At 64.5% G+C, this 18,498-nt stretch carries 16 protein-coding genes; 9 read left to right on the forward strand and 7 right to left on the reverse strand.

Features of this window, described 5'->3' with window-relative positions; genetic code table 11:
• Positions 1–177: 177 nt before the first annotated feature.
• Together DK842_RS03580 and mutY are read right to left on the reverse strand one after the other, a co-directional pair.
• Positions 178–2,382 carry a RelA/SpoT family protein gene (locus DK842_RS03580; RefSeq protein WP_114060128.1) on the reverse strand — a complete coding sequence of 735 codons (2,205 nt, stop codon included), beginning with the start codon at positions 2,380–2,382 and terminating at the stop codon, positions 178–180.
• A gap of 94 nt (positions 2,383–2,476) precedes the next feature.
• A complete protein-coding gene (gene mutY / locus DK842_RS03585) occupies positions 2,477–3,523 on the reverse strand; it encodes an A/G-specific adenine glycosylase (protein ID WP_114063588.1) in 1,047 nt (348 codons plus the stop codon).
• A gap of 129 nt (positions 3,524–3,652) precedes the next feature.
• Here mutY and DK842_RS24190 point away from each other — a divergent pair, with 129 nt between their 5' ends.
• Entirely contained in the window at positions 3,653–6,412 is a 2,760-nt protein-coding gene (locus DK842_RS24190) for a THUMP domain-containing protein (RefSeq protein WP_114060129.1), read from the forward strand.
• A 162-nt stretch (positions 6,413–6,574) separates the two neighbouring features.
• Entirely contained in the window at positions 6,575–7,177 is a 603-nt protein-coding gene (locus tag DK842_RS03595) for a MarC family protein (RefSeq protein WP_114060130.1), read from the forward strand.
• A gap of 49 nt (positions 7,178–7,226) precedes the next feature.
• Here DK842_RS03595 and DK842_RS03600 read toward each other — a convergent pair whose 3' ends face one another.
• Positions 7,227–7,952 (reverse strand): substrate-binding periplasmic protein, encoded by a 726-nt coding sequence (locus DK842_RS03600; RefSeq protein WP_114060131.1) that lies wholly within the window; start codon positions 7,950–7,952, stop codon positions 7,227–7,229.
• A gap of 254 nt (positions 7,953–8,206) precedes the next feature.
• Here DK842_RS03600 and DK842_RS03605 point away from each other — a divergent pair, with 254 nt between their 5' ends.
• The 3 genes from DK842_RS03605 to DK842_RS03615 all read left to right on the forward strand — a co-directional run bounded on the left by DK842_RS03605 (position 8,207) and on the right by DK842_RS03615 (position 11,364).
• Complete coding sequence (locus tag DK842_RS03605; RefSeq protein WP_114060132.1) at positions 8,207–9,529, forward strand: dicarboxylate/amino acid:cation symporter; 1,323 nt, start codon at positions 8,207–8,209, stop codon at positions 9,527–9,529.
• A 186-nt stretch (positions 9,530–9,715) separates the two neighbouring features.
• Positions 9,716–10,492: a GNAT family N-acetyltransferase gene (locus tag DK842_RS03610; RefSeq protein ID WP_114060133.1), complete on the forward strand. Its 777-nt coding sequence runs from the start codon at positions 9,716–9,718 to the stop codon at positions 10,490–10,492.
• 209 nt (positions 10,493–10,701) lie between these two features.
• On the forward strand, positions 10,702–11,364 hold the full coding sequence (locus DK842_RS03615; protein WP_114060134.1) for a redoxin family protein: 663 nt from the start codon (positions 10,702–10,704) through the stop codon (positions 11,362–11,364).
• Positions 11,365–11,437: 73 nt separating this feature from the next.
• Here DK842_RS03615 and ppsA read toward each other — a convergent pair whose 3' ends face one another.
• Complete coding sequence (gene ppsA, locus DK842_RS03620) at positions 11,438–13,825, reverse strand: phosphoenolpyruvate synthase (RefSeq protein ID WP_114060135.1); 2,388 nt, start codon at positions 13,823–13,825, stop codon at positions 11,438–11,440.
• Between the two features lie 283 nt (positions 13,826–14,108).
• On the opposite strand from ppsA, the gene ppsR reads away from it, so the two are divergent.
• On the forward strand, positions 14,109–14,930 hold the full coding sequence (gene ppsR / locus DK842_RS03625) for a posphoenolpyruvate synthetase regulatory kinase/phosphorylase PpsR (protein WP_114060136.1): 822 nt from the start codon (positions 14,109–14,111) through the stop codon (positions 14,928–14,930).
• Between the two features lie 12 nt (positions 14,931–14,942).
• Here the strand turns inward: ppsR and DK842_RS03630 are convergent, their stop codons facing one another.
• The 3 genes from DK842_RS03630 to DK842_RS03635 all read right to left on the reverse strand — a co-directional run bounded on the left by DK842_RS03630 (position 14,943) and on the right by DK842_RS03635 (position 16,404).
• Complete coding sequence (locus DK842_RS03630) at positions 14,943–15,302, reverse strand: translation initiation factor Sui1 (protein WP_114060137.1); 360 nt, start codon at positions 15,300–15,302, stop codon at positions 14,943–14,945.
• A gap of 133 nt (positions 15,303–15,435) precedes the next feature.
• The gene (locus DK842_RS23310) at positions 15,436–15,603 is read right to left on the reverse strand and encodes a hypothetical protein (protein ID WP_168191796.1); all 168 of its coding nucleotides are present in this window, start codon (positions 15,601–15,603) and stop codon (positions 15,436–15,438) included.
• A gap of 54 nt (positions 15,604–15,657) precedes the next feature.
• Positions 15,658–16,404, reverse strand: coding sequence for an AraC family transcriptional regulator (locus tag DK842_RS03635; protein WP_168191797.1), 747 nt, complete (start codon positions 16,402–16,404; stop codon positions 15,658–15,660).
• Between the two features lie 115 nt (positions 16,405–16,519).
• Here DK842_RS03635 and DK842_RS03640 point away from each other — a divergent pair, with 115 nt between their 5' ends.
• The 3 genes from DK842_RS03640 (at position 16,520) to DK842_RS03650 (ending at position 18,490) form a co-directional block, all read left to right on the forward strand.
• On the forward strand, positions 16,520–16,921 hold the full coding sequence (locus tag DK842_RS03640) for a nuclear transport factor 2 family protein (RefSeq protein WP_114060139.1): 402 nt from the start codon (positions 16,520–16,522) through the stop codon (positions 16,919–16,921).
• A 228-nt stretch (positions 16,922–17,149) separates the two neighbouring features.
• Entirely contained in the window at positions 17,150–18,172 is a 1,023-nt protein-coding gene (trpS, locus tag DK842_RS03645) for a tryptophan--tRNA ligase (protein WP_114060140.1), read from the forward strand.
• Positions 18,173–18,184: 12 nt separating this feature from the next.
• The gene (locus tag DK842_RS03650) at positions 18,185–18,490 is read left to right on the forward strand and encodes a chorismate mutase (protein WP_114063589.1); all 306 of its coding nucleotides are present in this window, start codon (positions 18,185–18,187) and stop codon (positions 18,488–18,490) included.
• Positions 18,491–18,498 lie beyond the last annotated feature (8 nt).

Here is an 18,498-nt window from a genome sequence, read left to right on the forward strand (position 1 = left end):
CATCGGTTTGCCCATGGCAGTGCCTGTGATTATGAAAATTTCTTCACATGAAAGCAAATCGCGAATCGCGGCGACTTGCTTAAACGCAAACCGGCCGGCCCCTCCTAGCCGCCCCCGCAAAAACGGAACCGGCCAAAATGCCCGCCCCGCGGACATTTCAGCCGGCTTTCCAGTTCGTCAGACCCGGCGCGCTTCCTGCACGCCGGACAGCTCCATCAAGCGCGACAAGACGCGGCTGATGTCCTGAACCTGGCGCACTTCCACCGTCAGCCGCAAGCGGCTCTTCTGCTCGCGCGCCAGCGTGTTGACGCCTATCAGGTTCAGCTTCTCGCGCGACAGCACATCGGAGATGTCGCGCAGCAGGCCAGGCCGATCCTGCGACATCACCTCGATGTCGATCGGGAACACGCTGTTTTTCTGCTCGCCCCACTCGGCGGCGATCAGCCGCTCCGGCACTTCCTGCGACAGCTTTTTCAGGGTCAGGCAGCTGCTGCGGTGGATGGAGATGCCGCGGCCCTTGGTGACGAAGCCCATCACCTGGTCCGGCGGAGCCGGCTTGCAGCACTTGGCCAGCACCGTCATCAGATTGTCCACGCCCTCGATCAGCACGCCGCCGGCGTCATGGCCGCCCTTGCTGGCGCGGATCAGGCTTTCCGGCTGCACCTCCACCGCCGGCGGCGGCGCGAAGCTGGTGATGGCGTTGCTGACCGCGCGTATGGTCAGCTCGCCGTGGCCCAGCGCGCCGTAAACTTCATCCAGCTTGTCGTAGCCCAGCTTCTCCGCCAGTTGCTGCAAATTAGGATGGATGTGCGGCCGCCGCGCCAGCTCGCGCTCGAACAGCGCCTTGCCGGTCTCGCGCACGGTGTCGGCGTTCTGCAGCCTGATGTACTGGCGGATCTTGGAAATGGCCCGGTGGCTCTTCACCCAGCCGTCGTGCAGCCAGTTGACCGACGGGCCGCCTTCCTTGGCCACCAGCACTTCCACCCGCTGGCCGTTCTGCAGCGGCGTTGACAACGGCACGATCTGCCCCTCCACCTTGGCGCCGCGGCAGCGGTTGCCGAGGCCGGAATGGATGGCGTAGGCGAAGTCGATCGGCGTCGCGCCCTGCGGCAGCGCCAATACCTTGCCCTGCGGCGTCAGCACGTAGATGGTGTCGGCGAACAGTTCGGTCTTGAACGCTTCGGCCAGGCCTTCGCGGTCGGACATTTCCTCGCGCCAATCCAACAGCTGGCGCAGCCAGGAAATCTTTTCCTCGTAAGCCGCGTCGCCCTTGCTGCCTTCCTTATAGCGCCAGTGCGCGGCGACGCCGAATTCGGCGTGCTCGTGCATCTCGAAGGTGCGGATCTGCACCTCCAGCGCCTTGTCCTCCGGCCCCACCACCGCGGTATGCAGGCTGCGGTAGTTGTTGGCCTTGGGATGGGAGATGTAGTCGTCGAACTCGCCGCGGATCGGCTGCCACATGCCGTGGATGATGCCCAGCGCGGTGTAGCAGTCCGGCAGCTTGTCCACCAGGATGCGCACGGCGCGGATGTCGTAAAGCTCGGTGAAATCGAGCTTTTTCTTCTTCATCTTCTTCCAGATGGAATAGATGTGCTTGGGCCGGCCGGCCACCTCGGCCCTGACGCCGGCTTTCTTCAACTCTTCGCGCAGGATGTCCAGCACCCGCTCGATATAGTCGATCCGCTCCAGCCGGCGCTCGTCCAGCAGCTTGGCGATTTTCTTGTAGGTGTCCGGCTCGGTGTGCCTGAGGCCCAGGTCCTCCAGCTCCCACTTGATCTGCCACACGCCCAGACGGTTGGCCAGCGGCGCGAACAGCTCCAGCGTCTCGCCGGCGATGCGGCGGCGCGTCGTCTCATCCTGCACGTTGGCCAGGTAGTGCATGGTCTGGGTGCGCCAGGCCAGCTTGATCAGCACCACGCGGATGTCCGCCACCATCGCCAGCAGCATCTTGCGCATGGTCTCGGCCTGGCGCGCGCAGTCTTCCGGCGTGGCCATCCTGTCGATGCGGGCGAACTCGGTGATGCGGCGCACGCCGCCAACGCCGTCCACCAGCATCGCCACGGTCGGGTTGAAGGCCTCGGTCAGCCAGGCCTGCCATTCCGGCTGATAGTCCGGTGCCGAGAACAGCAGCGTGGCGACGATGGCGTCGGGCAGCAGATTCAGATCGGCGACGACCGCGGCGGCGGCCACTGCGTGGGTGAACAGGTCTTCCCCGGTGGAGGGAACGGTCTTGCCGGCGTACAGCTCGCGCGCGGCATGAAAGGCGCGCGCCAGCAGCTCGCCTTCCTCATGGGGAAAGACGGCGGACATGCGCTCCAGCCAGCGCGCCGGGTCGGCGGCGTCGGCCAGGGTATCGGCAACGGTGCGGACTACGGAAACCATATCTGTCTATCTGGACGGACGAGCCGTCTTTAAACCGCGTCCGGGCGATCCCGGCCAACGGATGGGCCACGCGGGCAGGACAGGCCTGCCCCCTTCAATCGTTCGCCGCCAGCCTCAGCAGCAGGCGGCGCACCGGCGCCGGCACGCCGGCGTCCACCGCCTGATCGATGTCCAGCCACTGGCCGTCGGCCTCGGCGACTCCCGCCGCGGCCAGGCGGTCGATCCGGACCGGCTGCGGCGTGATGATCAGGCGAAAATGGGTGAATACATGTTCCAGCTCCGGCCAGGCGGGCAGCATGTCGCCATCGCCCCTGCCGATCAGCCAGTCTTCCATCTCGAGCGTGGTGCCGAACTCCGGCAGCGACAACAATCCGCCCCAGATGCCGGTCGGCGGCCGGCGCTCAAGCCATACCTTGTTTTCGTGCCGCGCCAACAGCATCGCCGTGTGGCGCGTCGGCACCGTCTTTTTCGGCCGCGGCGTCGGCAGCTCGCCGGTGCGGCCCTCGCGCGCCGCCACGCAGCCATCCACCATCGGACAGACAGTACAGGCCGGCTTGCCTCGGCTGCACACCGTCGCGCCCAGGTCCATCAAACCCTGCACATAGGGGCCGATGTCGCCGGCGTCGGCCGGCAGGATCTGCTCGGCCAGCGTCCACATCCTCTTCTCGATCGCCTTGTCGCCGGGAAAACCGTCGATGCCGAAGCAGCGCGCCAGCACTCGTTTGACATTGCCATCCAGGATGGTTTCGCGGCGGCCGAAGGCGAAAGCCGAAACCGCGGCGGCGGTGGATCGTCCAACGCCCGGCAAGCGCTCCAACTGCTCGCGCTCGGCCGGAAACGCGCCGCCGAACTCGTCCATCACCATCCGCGCCGCCTTGTGCAGATTGCGCGCGCGGCTGTAGTAGCCCAGGCCGCTCCACTGCGCCAGCACATCATCCGCCGGCGCGGCGGCCAATGCCGCCACGTCCGGGAAACGGGCCAAGAAGCGCGGATAATAATCGAGCACGCTCTTCACTTGAGTCTGCTGCAGCATGATCTCCGACAGCCATACCCGGTATGGGTCCTTCACCTGCCAGGGCAGGTCGTGGCGGCCGTGCCGCCGTTGCCAGGCCACCAGCCGGGAGGCGAAACTGCTGTGCAACATCGCAATCCAATATCGAACCGAACCGGTTATGGTAGCGGAAAGCCGCAGCGTCACCAAGCAGGCGGCGGCCAAATACGTTAAAATTAAAGGATTACTTATTTTAGCTTGCCCATTCGAGGTCGTTTCATGTCCAGTTTCCGCTCCCGCCAACGCGCCAGCCAGCGCCGCGATCAAACCAGCCGCGAACGCGCGGCCAACTCGCCGGCAGGCGGAAACCCGAACGCCCCGGATCGGCAACCGCAGGATGGCAAGCCGCGCGCACCCTACTCCGGTCAACGCCCCGGTCCGGGCAAGCCTGACTGGAAAGCCGGCCAGGAACCGCGCCAATTCGACAAGCGTCCGCAAGGCGAAGGCCAGCAAAAACGCTTCCACCGCGACGGCGACAAGCCGGCCTGGCAGCCGCGCCAGGACGACCGCCGCTTCGACAAGCGCGACGACCGCGGCGAGGGCCAGCAGAAACGCTTCCATCGCGACGGCGACAAACCAGCCTGGCAGCCGCGCCAGGACGACCGCCGCTTCGACAAACGCGACGACCGCGGCGAGGGCCAGCAGAAACGCTTCCATCGCGACGGCGACAAACCAGCCTGGCAGCCGCGCCAGGACGACCGCCGCTTCGACAAGCGCGACGATCGCGGCGAAGGCCAGCAGAAACGCTTCCATCGCGACGGCGACAAGCCGGCCTGGCAGCCGCGCCAGGACGACCGCCGCTACGACCGCGACCGTGGCCCCTCCAATCGCAAGCCGCTGCCGGAGGGCGTGGAACGCGCTTCCGAATTCCGCCGCGACGGCGCGCCGCAGGACAAGCGCTACAGCCGCGACCGCGGCCCCTCCGGCCGCAAGCCGCTGCACACCGACGATGCGCCGCCGCGCCCGTTCAAGCCGCGCGCGGAAGGCGATGACCGCCGCGACGACAAGCCGCAGTGGCAGCCGCGCGAGGATCGCGCCCCGCGCCAGGACGGCGACGCGCCGCGCAAGCTGTTCGCCAAACGCGAAGACGGCGAACGCGACAACCGCTTCCGCCACGACGACAAGCCGCAATGGCAGCCGCGCGAGGACCGCGCCCCGCGCCAGGACGGCGACGCGCCGCGCAAGCCATTCGCCAAACGCGAAGACGGCGAGCGCGACAACCGCTTCCGCCGCGACGACAAGCCGCAATGGCAGCTGCGCGAGGACCGCGCCCCGCGCCAGGACGGCGACGCGCCGCGCAAGCTGTTCGCCAAACGCGAAGACGGCGAGCGCGACAACCGCTTCCGCCGCGACGACAAGCCGCAATGGCAGCCGCGCGAGGACCGCGCCCCGCGCCAGGACGGCGACGCGCCGCGCAAGCCATTCGCCAAACGCGAAGACGGCGAGCGCGACAACCGCTTCCGCCGCGACGACAAGCCGCAATGGCAGCCGCGCGAGGACCGCGCCCCGCGCCATGACGGCGACGCGCCGCGCAAGCTGTTCGCCAAACGCGAAGACGGTGAGCGCGACAACCGCTTCCGCCGCGACGACAAGCCGCAGTGGCAGCCGCGCGAAGAGCGCGCCCCCCGCCATGACCGGGGCGAACACCGCCCGCGCGGCCTGCAACCGTTCAGCGACGCCCATCGCGTCGACCAGCCGCGCCGCGCATTCGAGCAGCGTCCGCATGACGGCGGCCATGGCCGCGCGCCGGCCCCCCGCGCCGAAAACGTGATCACCAACCGCCTGGACAGCCGGCTGGCCCTGTTCGCGCCCTGCCCGCGCGGCCTGGAGCAAATCCTGGCCGACGAGCTGCTGGCGCTGGGCGCCGGCGACATCGCGCCGGCGGACGGCGGCGTAGCCTTCGCCGGCGACGCCAGGCTGATGATGGCGGTCAACCTGCATTCGCGCACCGCCAGCCGCGTGCTGCTGCGCCTGGCCCACGGCGGCTACCACGCCGAACAAGACATCTACCGGCTGGCGATGAGCGTGGACTGGCCGCGCTGGTTCGACGTGTCGCGCACCATCAAACTGAAGGCAGACGGCATCGCCGCCCGCGTCAAGAGCCTGGACTACATCGCGCTGACGGTGAAGGACGCGATCTGCGACCGCTTCCGCCAAGCGCACCAGGGCCGCCCCAGCGTGGACACCCGCCGCCCGGACGTGCGCGTCAACGTATTCCTGACCGCCGACGAGGCGACCATTTATCTGGACACCAGCGGAGAGCCGCTGTTCAAGCGCGGCTGGCGCGAGGAAACCGGCGAGGCGCCGCTGCGCGAAAACCTGGCCGCCGGCATCCTGCTGCTGGCCGGCTATGACGGCAGTCAACCGCTGCTGGACCCGATGTGCGGCAGCGGCACCTTCCTGGTGGAAGCCGCCGACATCGCGCTGAACCGCGCGCCGGGCCGCTCCCGCGGCTTCGGCTTCGAAGCGCTGGCCGGCTTCGATTCCGCGTCGTGGGAAAAACTGCAGCTGGACGCGCGCAAGGCTGAGCAAACGACCGCCTCGCTGGCCATCCGCGGCTCGGACCGCTCGCAGGCCATGATCAACATCGCCCGCGCCAATCTGGAGCGCGCCGGCCTGGCCGACCTGATCGAGCTCTCCGCCGCCGACGTGGCCGACACCCGCCCGCACGCCGAGCACGGCCTGATCGTCAGCAACCCGCCTTACGGCGTGCGGCTGGAAGAGCAGGAACAGCTGGCCGAGTGGTACCCGGAGCTGGGCGACTGGCTGAAAGCCCACTTCGCCGGCTGGACCGCCTGCCTGTTCAGCGGCGACTTGCGCCTGGGCAAGCTGATCCGCCTGGCGCCGAAGCGCCGCACGCCGCTGTTCAACGGCTCGCTGCAATGCCGCCTGTTCGTCATCAATATGGTGGAAGGCAGCGCGCGCAAGCAAAAGGACGGCGACGAAGGCGAAATCGAAGCCGAGGACGGCGAGCAGTAAGCCCCCTCGCTCCCGCGGCATGCCGCCCCGCCAATGGCCGGGCGGCATTTTCATGGTGTTCGCATAAAGTCGCGAGAACGGTTAATGCCCTGGCGCATCCCCGCTCGCCGCCATTCGGGCGGCATGCGATAATCGCCGCCAAACCCACCCTAGCCTCGCATCATGCAAACCTCGTTTCTATCCGCCACCATTCTATTGATCCTGATCACCGACCCGCTGGGCAACATCCCGCTGTTCATCGCCGCGCTGAAGCAAGTGAAGCCGGAGCGCCGCCGCCGCGTGGTCTACCGCGAATGCCTGATCGCCTTCCTGGTGTTGACCATCTTCATGCTGTTCGGCCGCAACTTTCTGGACCTGATGCACCTGACCGACGAATCCATGCGCATCGCCGGCGGCGTGATCCTGTTCCTGATCGCCATCAAGATGATCTTCCCCGGCGAGGGCAGCGTGTTCGGCGGCGACAAGATGAGCGGCGAGCCCTTCATCGTGCCGATCGCCATTCCGCTGATCGCCGGTCCGTCGGCGATGGCCACCGTGCTCTTGCTGTCCACCCGCGAGCCGGGGCGCATGCTGGAGTGGATGGGCGCGCTGACCATCTGCATGCTGGTCACCACCGTGGTATTCCTGTTCTCCAGCCGCTTGCAAAAGTTGCTGGGCGAACAAGCCATCACCGCGCTGGAGCGGCTGATGGGCCTGGTGCTGACCGCGATCTCGATCGAAATGCTGCTGAGCGGCGTGGCGTCCTACATCAAGCAATTTCATTAAGCGCCCAGCCCCGGCGCCAAGCTATCGCCAAGAACGGATAGCCCCGGCGTTAACGGTAACGCTTGCGCAACGCGTCGACGGCGCCGTCGCGCTGCATGCCGACAAGCGTCTTGTTGAGTTTCTGAACGATGCGCTCATCCACCCTCGGATTACAGGCAAGATACATCTGCACCGTATTGAAGCTGAACAGCAACCGGATGGGCAGATGGTTGGCGGCGGCGATATAGCCGCCGCTGAACTCGCCGCTGGCCCAAAAGTCGATATGTCCGGCAACCAGCTTCCTGGCGTTCAACTCGTCCGCTCTGGCCAGTTCCAGTTTGTAGCCCAGATCGGCCAAATACTGCGACATGCCAGATCCCTTATAGCTGCCGATGGTGTAAGCGCGCGCATCCTCCAGAACGGCCACGCCCTCAGGACTGTGAGGACCCGCGAACAGGCTCCAGGAGTTGCTGACCAACGGTCCCACCCATTTGAACTGGGCTTCCCGGCCAGGCGTCCGCGTGGTCGAATACACACAACTGTTGTCTTCCTGCTGCGCGATGGCATACGCGCGCAGCCAGGGCAGCAATTCCATGCTGTATGAAATGCCCGCCCGCAAAAACAGTTCGCGCAGGATATCGGTGCACAGGCCGCCCAGCTTGCCTCCCTCCTGCGGCATATTGAACGGCGGGTAATCCTCGGTAAGCAAACGCATGCGGGGAGAGGCCGCCTCCGCCCGCGCGCAGCCGGAAAGCGCGCCGAGCAACAACGCGGCGCAGACAAGTGCGAGCTTCATGCCGACAAGCCTCCGAGAAACGCTGACCATGCGTCTTCCAAGCATAGAGGCTGGCCGCACAGGCGCAATCCTGCCCCCGCGCCGCGGCCGGCTGCTGCTGGGGTTATCCCGTATAGGGATATCGGCAATTCGTCTCCGCGCGTCCTCTTGCTAGCATCCGGTCCCATAAGCCGACAAGAGCTTGCCTTCGACTGCATAAACGACTTCGGCATGCAGGAGTGCAGCCGAAATCAGACAACGCTACAGGGACCACGATGCAAACCAAAACCCCGCTTTACCAACGCCTATATTTCCAGGTACTGCTGGCCATTTTCCTCGGCGTGATGCTTGGCGCCTTCGCTCCCGACCTGGGCGCCAAGATGAAGCCGCTGGGCGACGCCTTCATCAAGCTGATCAAGATGATGATCGCGCCCATCATCTTCGCCACTGTCGTGGTCGGCATCGCCAAGATGGGCGACATGAAGGAAGTAGGCCGCGTCGGCATCAAGGCGCTGTTCTACTTTGAAGCCGTCACCACGCTGGCGCTGGTGATCGGCCTGGTGGTGGTCAACCTGCTGCAGCCGGGCGCAGGCCTCAACATCGACCCGCACACGCTGCACGCCAAGGACATCGCAAAATACACCGCCGGCGCAAAGGAAATGAGCACGGTGGACTTCCTGCTGCACATCATTCCGGACACTGTGGTGGGCGCTTTCGCCAGCGGCGAGATTCTGCAAGTGCTGACCTTCTCGGTGCTGCTGGGCCTGGCGCTGACCAAGATGGGCGACAACGGCAAGACCATCGTCCACATCCTGGACGAGTTCTCGCACGCGCTGTTCGGCGTGATCAACATGCTGATGAAGCTGGCCCCGATCGGCGCTTTCGGCGCGATGGCCTTCACCATCGGCAAGTACGGCATCGGCTCCTTGAAGCAGCTGGGCTTTTTGATGGCCTGCGTCTATCTCACCTGCTTCGCCTTCGTCTTCATCGTGCTGGGTACCATCGCCCGCTTCTCCGGCTTCAGCCTGTGGCGCTTCCTGGTTTACATCAAGGAAGAAATCCTGCTGGTGCTGGGCACATCCTCGTCCGAATCGGCGCTGCCGGGCATCATGAAGAAGCTGGAGAATCTGGGCTGCTCCAAGCCGGTAGTCGGCATGGTGGTGCCCACCGGCTACTCGTTCAATCTGGACGGCACCTCCATCTACCTGACCATGGCGGCGATCTTCATCGCCCAGGCCACCAATGTGAACCTGACGCTGGGCGAGGAGCTGGCCATCATCGGCGTGCTGCTGTTGACCTCCAAGGGCGCGGCGGCGGTGACCGGCGGCGGCTTCATCACGCTGGCGGCGACGCTGGCCACGCTGGGCGGCAAACTGCCGGTGGAAGGCCTGGCGCTGTTGATCGGCATCGACCGCTTCATGTCCGAAGCCCGCGCCATCACCAACCTGATCGGCAACGGCGTCGCCACCGTGGTGATCGCCAAGTGGGAAAAGGCGCTGGACGTCGAACGCATGCGCCAGGTGCTGGAAGGCGCCGAGCCGCCGGCCCCGCCCAAAACCCGCGAGACCATGCCGGAGCCGGCGCTGCAGTCGCGCTGAGCTCGCCGCGCCAAACCGCCATTCCGCATGCCCCTCTATCCGAGGGGCATTTTTTATCCATCATGAAAAACCTGGGCAGCTCCGCTTCCTCCGCCTGGCCGCCGCCGCCGGCATTGCGCTACAATGCCCGCTTGCCGTGCCCGGCTTGGGCACATTGTTCTTTACTCTCACGCGAGACCGCGCGCCATGCCTGATTTCAATGCATTCACATCCACGTTTATCGACCGACGCTCCGCGACGCAGCAACGCCTGCGCGACGAACAGCAGGCGTTATTCGCCATTCTGATCGAACGGGAACAGGAATTTGGTTTCAACCCCGACATCGTCGTCGAATATCCCGAACCGCTGGACGCGCTGCTAGCCGACCCCGCTGCTTATCTGGATGCGCGCATCCGCGCGGCCGAGTCCGCCCGCGGACGCCCTTTCGCCCGCGCCGCCATCCTCACCACCTATAGCGATATCCTTGGCGGCCCGCTCGTCGTCGCCGGCTATCGGGAAGAAGCGATGGACATGCCCGCCGGCCCCGACAACACGCGCTGGTACGCGCGCGGATTGCAGGAAGAAGGCGCAGGCGTCTTCTACCTGGAAGCCGTCAATGAGATGGACGAAAAAATCCAGCCCAGCTTCGTTTTCAAGCTGAACGGCGCGCAAGGCGAGCTGATCGCCGGCATGTCGGGCTCGGTGTGGGAACAGAACGGCGAACGCTGCGCCTATATCGCCACCGTGGTCGCCCGCGACGACGCGCCCGCCGGCGCCGGCAGCCAAGTGGCCGCCGCAGTCTGGGCCTACTTGCGCGAGCAAGGCGTTGCGCGCGTCAATCTGGGCACACAGACGGCGGACCGCTTCTACGAGCGCCAGGGGTTTCGCGTCATCCACACCATCGTGCCGCGCCTGCGGTATCGGACCGGGGCCGATGGTAACCGCGTGTGGCATGACTTGGTGATCATGCGCAAGGATCTATAGCGCCGCGACGGCGGGCACGGCGGGCGAATGCCCGCGGAAACACCGAAAATAAGCGGGAAAATCCCGGCGACTCAAGCCGCCGCATTTCACGCCGATGAATTGTGCGCCATCAAGGCATCAGTCCTGATGGCGTTTTTCGTTTCATTTAGGACTAAATCCTTGATTTCACAGCCTGCTCGTCCACGATGAAAATGCAAGGAGGAGTGGAAATGGAAGACTTTTGGGTACAGTACGGCGACGAAATGCTGCCCGTCATCGGCGATTTCCCGCGCAAAGGCAGCTATCTGCCCAGTTTCATGCTGGTGGACGACCAAAAACGCGACGCCGCGCTGGAAAGCTTCGCCCATACGCCCAAGCTGATCGTCACCCTGCTGTCGGTGGATGAGGACGAACACGCCGGCATTCTGCTGCTGCGGGAAACCCGCCGCTTTCTGGACAGCTGGCCGCATCTGAAGCTGATCGTCATCACCGTGGATTCGCCGTCGTCGCTGGCCCGCGCCCGCCATGAACATGGCCTGCCCAATATCGCGCTGCTGTCCACCTTGCGCGGTCGCGACTTCCACAAGCGCTACGGCGTGCTGATCACCGAGTTCCCCCTCAGCGGCTACACCTCGCCGTCCATCATCCTGGCCGACGCCGCCAATGTGGTCCATTACTCGGAGCGGCTGGCCAATACCCGCGACTTCTTCGATTTCGACGCCATCGAGGCCCTGCTGCAGGAGGGCGAGCAGCAGGCGATCGAAGCCGAGCGCGAGGCCGAGGAAAGCCGGCAGCAGCAATTGGCGGAGCGGGAGAAAGGCACCGAGCGGCTGCTGGAAAAAGCCAAGCTGATCCAGGACCAGCTGGACAAGGACGGCAATCCAGGCCGCTGACGCAGCCCCGCACGCAAAGAAAAACCGCCCGGCTACGCGGGCGGTTTCGTTTTGGCCATGGAGGCCGACAGCCTTAGCGGTTCAGTTCCTTGGCCAGATAGAGCCAGGTTTCCACCACGGTGTCCGGGTTCAGCGACACGGTTTCGATGCCCTCTTCCACCAGCCACTTGGCGAAGTCCGGGTGATCGGACGGGCCTTGGCCGCAGATGCCGACATACTTGCCATGCTTGCGGCAGGCCTGGATGGCCATGTGCAGCATCGCCTTCACCGCCTCGTTGCGCTCGTCGAAGGTGGAGGCGATCGGGCCGCCGGAGTCGCGGTCCACGCCCAGCGTCAACTGAGTCATGTCGTTGGAGCCGATCGAGAAGCCGTCGAAGTGCTGCAGGAACTTGTCGGCCAGCACCGCGTTGGTCGGCAGCTCGCACATCATGATCAGGCGCAGACCGTTTTCTCCGCGCTTCAGGCCATTGGCGGCCAGAATCTCGACCACTTTCTCGGCTTCGGCCAGGGTGCGGACGAACGGGATCATCACCTCCACGTTGGTCAGGCCCATCACGTCGCGCACCTTCTTGATGGCGCGGCATTCCAGCTCGAAACAATCGCGGAACGATTCAGCCACGTAGCGCGCTGCGCCGCGGAAGCCGATCATCGGGTTTTCTTCATGCGGCTCGTACAGCTGGCCGCCGATCAGGTTGGCGTACTCGTTGGACTTGAAGTCCGACATGCGCACGATGACCTTTTTCGGGTAGAACGCAGCGGCCAAGGTGGACACGCCTTCCGCGATCTTGTCGACGTAGAAGTCAATCGGGCTGGCGTAGCCGGCGATGCGTTCGGCGATGGTTTCCTTCAGTTCCGGCTTCAGCTTGTCGAATTCGATCAAAGCCTTCGGATGGATGCCGATCTGGCGGTTGATGACGAACTCCATCCGCGCCAGGCCCACGCCCTCGTTCGGCAGCTGGGCGAAGTCGAAAGCCAGTTCCGGATTGCCGACGTTCATCATGATCTTGACCGGGGCCTTGGGCATCTTGTCCAGTTCCAGGTCGATGATTTCCACGTCCAGCAAGCCGTCGTAGATGTTGCCGGTGTCGCCCTCGGCGCAGGACACGGTGACCTGCATGCCTTCCTTCAGCACGTCGGTGGCGTCGCCGCAGCCGACCACGGCCGGAATGCCCAGCTCGCGGGCGATGATGGCCGCGTGGCAGGTGCGGCCGCCGCGGTTGGTGACGATGGCGGCGGCGCGCTTCATCACCGGTTCCCAGTCCGGGTCGGTCATGTCGGTCACCAGCACGTCGCCCGGCTTGACGCGATCCATCTCGGACGCGTCCTTGATGGTGCGCACCACGCCCTGGCCGATCTTCTGGCCGATGGCGCGGCCTTCGCACAGGATGTCGGACTTGCTGTTCAGGCGATAGCGGCGCAGGGTGTCCTTGCGGTCTTCCTGTGACTTAACGGTTTCCGGACGCGCCTGCAGGATGTACAGCTTGCCGTCCAGGCCGTCGCGGCCCCACTCGATGTCCATCGGGCGGCCGTAGTGTTTTTCGATGATCAGCGCGTACTGGGCCAGTTCGGCCACTTCGGCGTCGCTGATCGAGAATTGCTTGCGCAGTTCCGGCGCCACATCCACGGTCTTGACCGAACGGCCGGCTTGCGACGCGTCGGTGAATTCCATCTTGATCAGCTTGGAGCCCATGGTCTTGCGCAGAATGGCGGGGCGGCCGGCCTTCAGCGTCGGCTTGTGCACGTAGAACTCGTCCGGGTTCACGGCGCCTTGCACCACGGTTTCGCCCAGGCCGTAGGAAGCGGTGATGAACACCACGTCTTCAAAGCCGGATTCGGTATCGATGGTGAACATCACGCCGGCGGCGCCCTCGTCGGAACGCACCATGCGCTGCACGCCGGCAGACAAGGCCACCACGTCGTGGGCGAAGCCCTTGTGCACGCGGTAGGAAATGGCGCGGTCGTTGTAGAGGGAGGCGAAAACGTGTTTCATCGCATCCTTGACATTGTCAAGGCCGCGGATATTCAGGAAGGTTTCTTGCTGGCCTGCGAACGAGGCATCGGGGAGGTCTTCCGCGGTCGCGGAAGAACGGACTGCGACGGAAATGTCGGCGCCGCCGGCATCGCCCACCATCTTGTCCCAGGCTTCCTTGATGTCGGCATCAAGCTTGGCCGGGAACGGGGTGTCGATGATCCACTGGCGGATCTCCTTGCCCACGCGGGCCAGTTCGCTGACGTCGTCGATATCGAGCTTGGCCAGCGCGGCATTGATCTTGTCGGCCAGGCCATTGTGCTGCAGGAAATCCCGGTACGCCTGGGCGGTGGTGGCAAAGCCGCCGGGAACACGAACGCCGGAACCCGCCAGCTGACTGATCATTTCACCAAGGGAGGCGTTCTTGCCGCCTACCTCTTCCACGTCGGTCATGCGCAGCTTCTCGAACCAGATGACGTAGTTGTCTGCCATCACTTCACTTCCTGTGTTGGGATTGGGACGATGGGCCGCATTCTAGCCGAATTACGTGCGAATTGCGTAGCATCTTTTGCGCTGCACAAGACTTTTTGCGACAGCACGATCGACAAAATCAATACAATCAAACAGTTGTTTTGAAAATGATCATTCTTATTAGTTAATTGTCATGTAATTTTATGATTACATGAAGAAAACGAACCGAATCCCGCCATATCGCCGCCGCCCGCGCCGGTATACACTTTCCAACAGACAAACCCACCACCCGCAAGGTCCCCCCATGCCGCACCACCGCTCCGCCTTTTTCATTTCCGACCGCACCGGCATCACCGCCGAATCGCTGGGCCACACCCTGCTGACCCAGTTCGACAGCCTGGACTTCCAGCGCGAGACGGTGCCCTTCGTCGACACCGTGGAAAAAGCCCAGGCGCTGGCGCAGCGCATCAGCGAGGTGGCGGAGCGCGACCATCTGCGCCCGCTGGTCTTCACCAGCATCGTCAATCCGGAAGTGCGCGAAGCGCTGCGGCTGGAAAACGTGGTGCTGATCGACTTCTTCGAAACCTTCATCGGACACCTGGAGGCCGAGATCGGCCAAAAAGCGACGCTGACGGTGGGCAAGGCCCACGGCATGGTCAACGAGGAAAAATACGACCACCGGATCGAGGCGGTGAACTTCTCGCTGAACCACGACGACGGCGTCAAGCTGAAGGATCTGGACGAAGCCGACGTGATCCTGGTGGGCGTGTCCCGCTCGGGCAAGACCCCCACCTGCCTTTACCTGGCGCTGCAGTACGGCATCCGCGCAGCCAACTACCCGCTGACGCCGGAAGACCTGGGCAGCCCGACGCTGCCCAAGATTCTGCTGCCGTTCAAGGACAAGATGTTCGGCCTCACCATCGACCCCAACCGCCTGCACCACATCCGCTCGGAGCGGCGGCCGGACTCCAAGTACGCCAGCATGGACAATTGCCGCCGCGAGGTGAACGAGGCGGAATCGATGTTCCGCCACCACAGCGTGCCCTTCATCAGCACCACCCATAAATCGATCGAAGAGATCGCGTCCACCATCATGCACAAGGCGGCGCTGGGCCGTAAGTTCTAAGCGCTGGACCGGTCAGCCGCCGGCCTTCTTCGCCTGAAAACCCTGCTTCAGCAGTTCGGCGACCACGGTCTCCACGTGGTCGCCCTGAATCTCCAGCACCCCGTCCTTGACCGTGCCGCCGCTGCCGCAGCGGGTGCGCAGCTGTTTTCCCAGTTTGGCCAGCGCCTCGCCGATCAAAGGCACGCCCTTCACCACCGTCACCGCCTTGCCGCCGCGTCCCTTGGTCTCGCGCGATACCCTGGCCACGCCATCCCCGGCCGGCGAAAGCTGCGCCTTGCATCCGCACTGCGCCAACGGCAGCCGGCACGCGGGGCACATTCGCCCATGCTCGGTCGAATACACCAGCCCGCCCATTTTCTCTTCTCTTGCCATCGTTTCCTCCGCCCTCAACCCGCGGCCATGCCATGCAAGCAAGGCATGATCTCAGGCTATGCCATTGTTTATTTGTAAAATTTCTGTCAATTCAAGAACAATAGCAATTATTCGCTCTCAAATATTGTGAATATTACCGCCAGAGAGCGCCATGAACCTGCCCGACTTCAACCTGCCGCCCATCGCCGATTCTCGCCGGACCCAGCCCCTGCGCGTAAATGGCGTGGACTCCGCCGGCTTCGGGCAAAGCACCAGCCAGCGCGAGCAGGCGGAAATGCTGTTCCGCCGCATCTTGAATCATCCCCAATTCGAGCCTTCCCCCCACTCCCAGCCCACTAAGCCTTTCTCGCTGCTGTCAGACGCAGGACTGAGCACGCTGGAATTCGCCAGGCGTCACACCCTGGTGGCGACGGAACGCCGCGCAAAACGCGCTGAAGGATTGATAGCCTACGGCTAAGGCCGCCGCGCCCACCTCGCTGCCTGCGTTCAGCGCCTGGACGGCGGCCAGCATTCTGGCCTGCAACAGCCAGTTCCCGAACGACAAGCCCACATGCCGGGCGAACATCCGAGTCAACGTCGCCCTCGAAAAGCCATGCTCCGCCGCCAGCGCATCCAGCGTCCACGGCCGATCCAGGCTTGCCAACACCTGCTGGCACATGCGCCTCAGCCGCGGCTCGTCCGGCAACGGCAGCCGCTGAGGCAGGCTCTCCAGTTGCGAAAACTCGTCGACAATCACCTGCGCCAGCCGGCTCCGCTTTCCCTCCCACGCCAACGCCTCGTAAGCCAGCATCCGCTCCAGCATCGGACCGAGCAGCCGCGTAGCCGGCGCGATCAACACCCGCTCCGGCGCAGACTCGAATGCCGCGCCGTCGACATACGCCGCGATACCTTCCAAATCCGACACCGCTTCCGCGCTATGCTCCACGCCGGCGGGTATCCAGCCGGCCTGGCCGGCGGCCAGCAGCCAGCGCAGCGACGCGCTTTGGCACAGCATCGCGCCGCGCCGCAAGAAGATCAGCTGTCCGGCAGGATGCGCGTGGCTGCGCTCTCCTTGGCGGGAAACCGCCGTCAAGGCCAGACAACGAAATGGGGGCTCGCGCACAACTTGATCCGATAAAGACATAGTTTGAATTTATAGCGATAACGAATCATTCGTAAAGCCTTTACAGTTTCTCCATCGCAACAGCGCATCCGCGCCACCACCCAGGAGAAACCTCATGAACAAACAAAACGACGCGCTGGCCCTCGTCCGCGGCATGTTCGCCGAGCTGATCGAAGCCGGCCGCAACGACGACGACGCCATCCTGCGCTATATGAGCCCCGATTACCGCCAGCACGTGGATGGCCGCGATCTGGATCTGGACCACTTCCGCGCCCACTTGCGCAAGCAACGCGAGGTGGTGGAGAAAATGGAAGTGCACTTCCTCGCGGTGGCCCAGGACGCCGACAGCGTGCTCACCCACCACCAAGTGCGTGTCCACAAGAAAAACGGCGAAACCCCGCTATTCCAGGTATTGGCCCACTTCATCATCCGCGACGGGCGTATCGCGGTCTGCGACGAATTGACGCGTCAGCTGGAAGGCTCTACCGCCGACAGCGACCTCGGCTCGCGCCACTGACGCGCGCCGGGCTTGACGTCGGCATCCGCGCCGTGTTCAGATGAAGGCATGAATACCGCACCCGCTTTCGCAATCCGATTTTGGTGGTGGCGCCTCTACTAGGCGGCACCGGCGAACGCGCACGCAAAACCCGGAGGCTGCCGACAAGGCGCCCCGGGTTTGTTCTTACAGCCTCACCTCACCCAGGCCACCCTGTCGGCAAACTCCCCGAACCCCACGGAGAGCGACATGAATCTGGACACCATCACCACGCAAGACATCATCCTGACCGGCGACCGCACCACCGGCCAACTGCACCTGGGCCACTATGTCGGCTCGCTGCGCAACCGCGTCCTCCTGCAGGATCGCTGCGCGCAATTCCTGCTGCTGGCCGACGCCCAGGCGTTGACCGACAATATGGGCAACTACCTGAAAGTGCGCGACAACGTGCTGCAGGTGGCGCTGGACTATCTGGCGGTCGGCATCAGCCCGGCCAAGAGCACCATCTTCATCCAGAGCCTGGTGCCGGAACTGACCGAGCTGGCATCCTACTACCTGAATCTGGTGACCGTGGCGCGGCTGGAACGCAACCCAACGATCAAGGACGAGATCAAGCAGCGCGGCTACGAGCGCGACATCCCCGCCGGCTTCCTCACCTACCCCGCCGCCCAGGCCGCCGACATCACCGCCTTCAAGGCCACCCTGGTTCCGGTGGGCGAAGACCAGATCCCGATGATCGAGCAGACCAACGAGATCGTCCGCCGCTTCAACGCCAGCGTCGACCAGCCCGTGCTGGTTGAGGCCAAGGCGGTGGTGCCGGAAGTGGGCTCCCGCCTGCCCGGCATCGACGGCAAAGCCAAGATGTCCAAATCGCTGGGCAACACCATCACGCTGTCCGCCAGCCCCGATGACATCCGCCAGGCAGTGAAGATGATGTACACCGACCCCAAGCATCTGCGGGTGGCCGACCCGGGCCAAGTGGAAGGCAATGTGGTCTTCACCTATCTGGACGCCTTCCACCCGGATCAGGCGCTGGTGCAGGGTCTGAAAGAGCATTACCGCCGCGGCGGCCTGGGCGACACCGTGATCAAGCAGCACCTGGAAGATTGCCTGCAGGACATGCTGGCCCCGATACGCGAACGCCGCGAGCAATACGCCAAGGACCCCGCCGCCGTGCTGGACATGCTGAAGGACGGCACCCGCCGCGCACGCAACATCGCCGCGCGCACGCTGTCCGAGGTGAAGGCGGCGATGGGCCTCAACTACTACTGATCGAGGATGGCCATGGAACAGATTTACCAGTGCCAGGATCTGGATGAAGTCCGGGAGCAGATAGATCGCGTCGACCGCGCGCTGGTGGCGCTGATCGCCGAGCGCGGCATCTACGTGCGCCAGGCCGCGGCGTTCAAGCATAGCCGAGAGGAAGTCGAAGGCGGCAGGCGCGTCGATCAGGTGATGCGCCGGGTGGAGCGGCTGGCCGGCGAGCTGGGCGCGGACGCCGCGCTGACGGCGGCGGTTTACCGCACCATGATCGAATACTTCGTCGCCGACGAGATGGCTGTCTTCCGCGCCCGCGCGGGCAAAGATTGAGGCCCGGA

Origin of the sequence: Chromobacterium phragmitis (genome assembly GCF_003325475.1) — a bacterium.
GTDB classification, from domain to species: domain Bacteria; phylum Pseudomonadota; class Gammaproteobacteria; order Burkholderiales; family Chromobacteriaceae; genus Chromobacterium; species Chromobacterium phragmitis.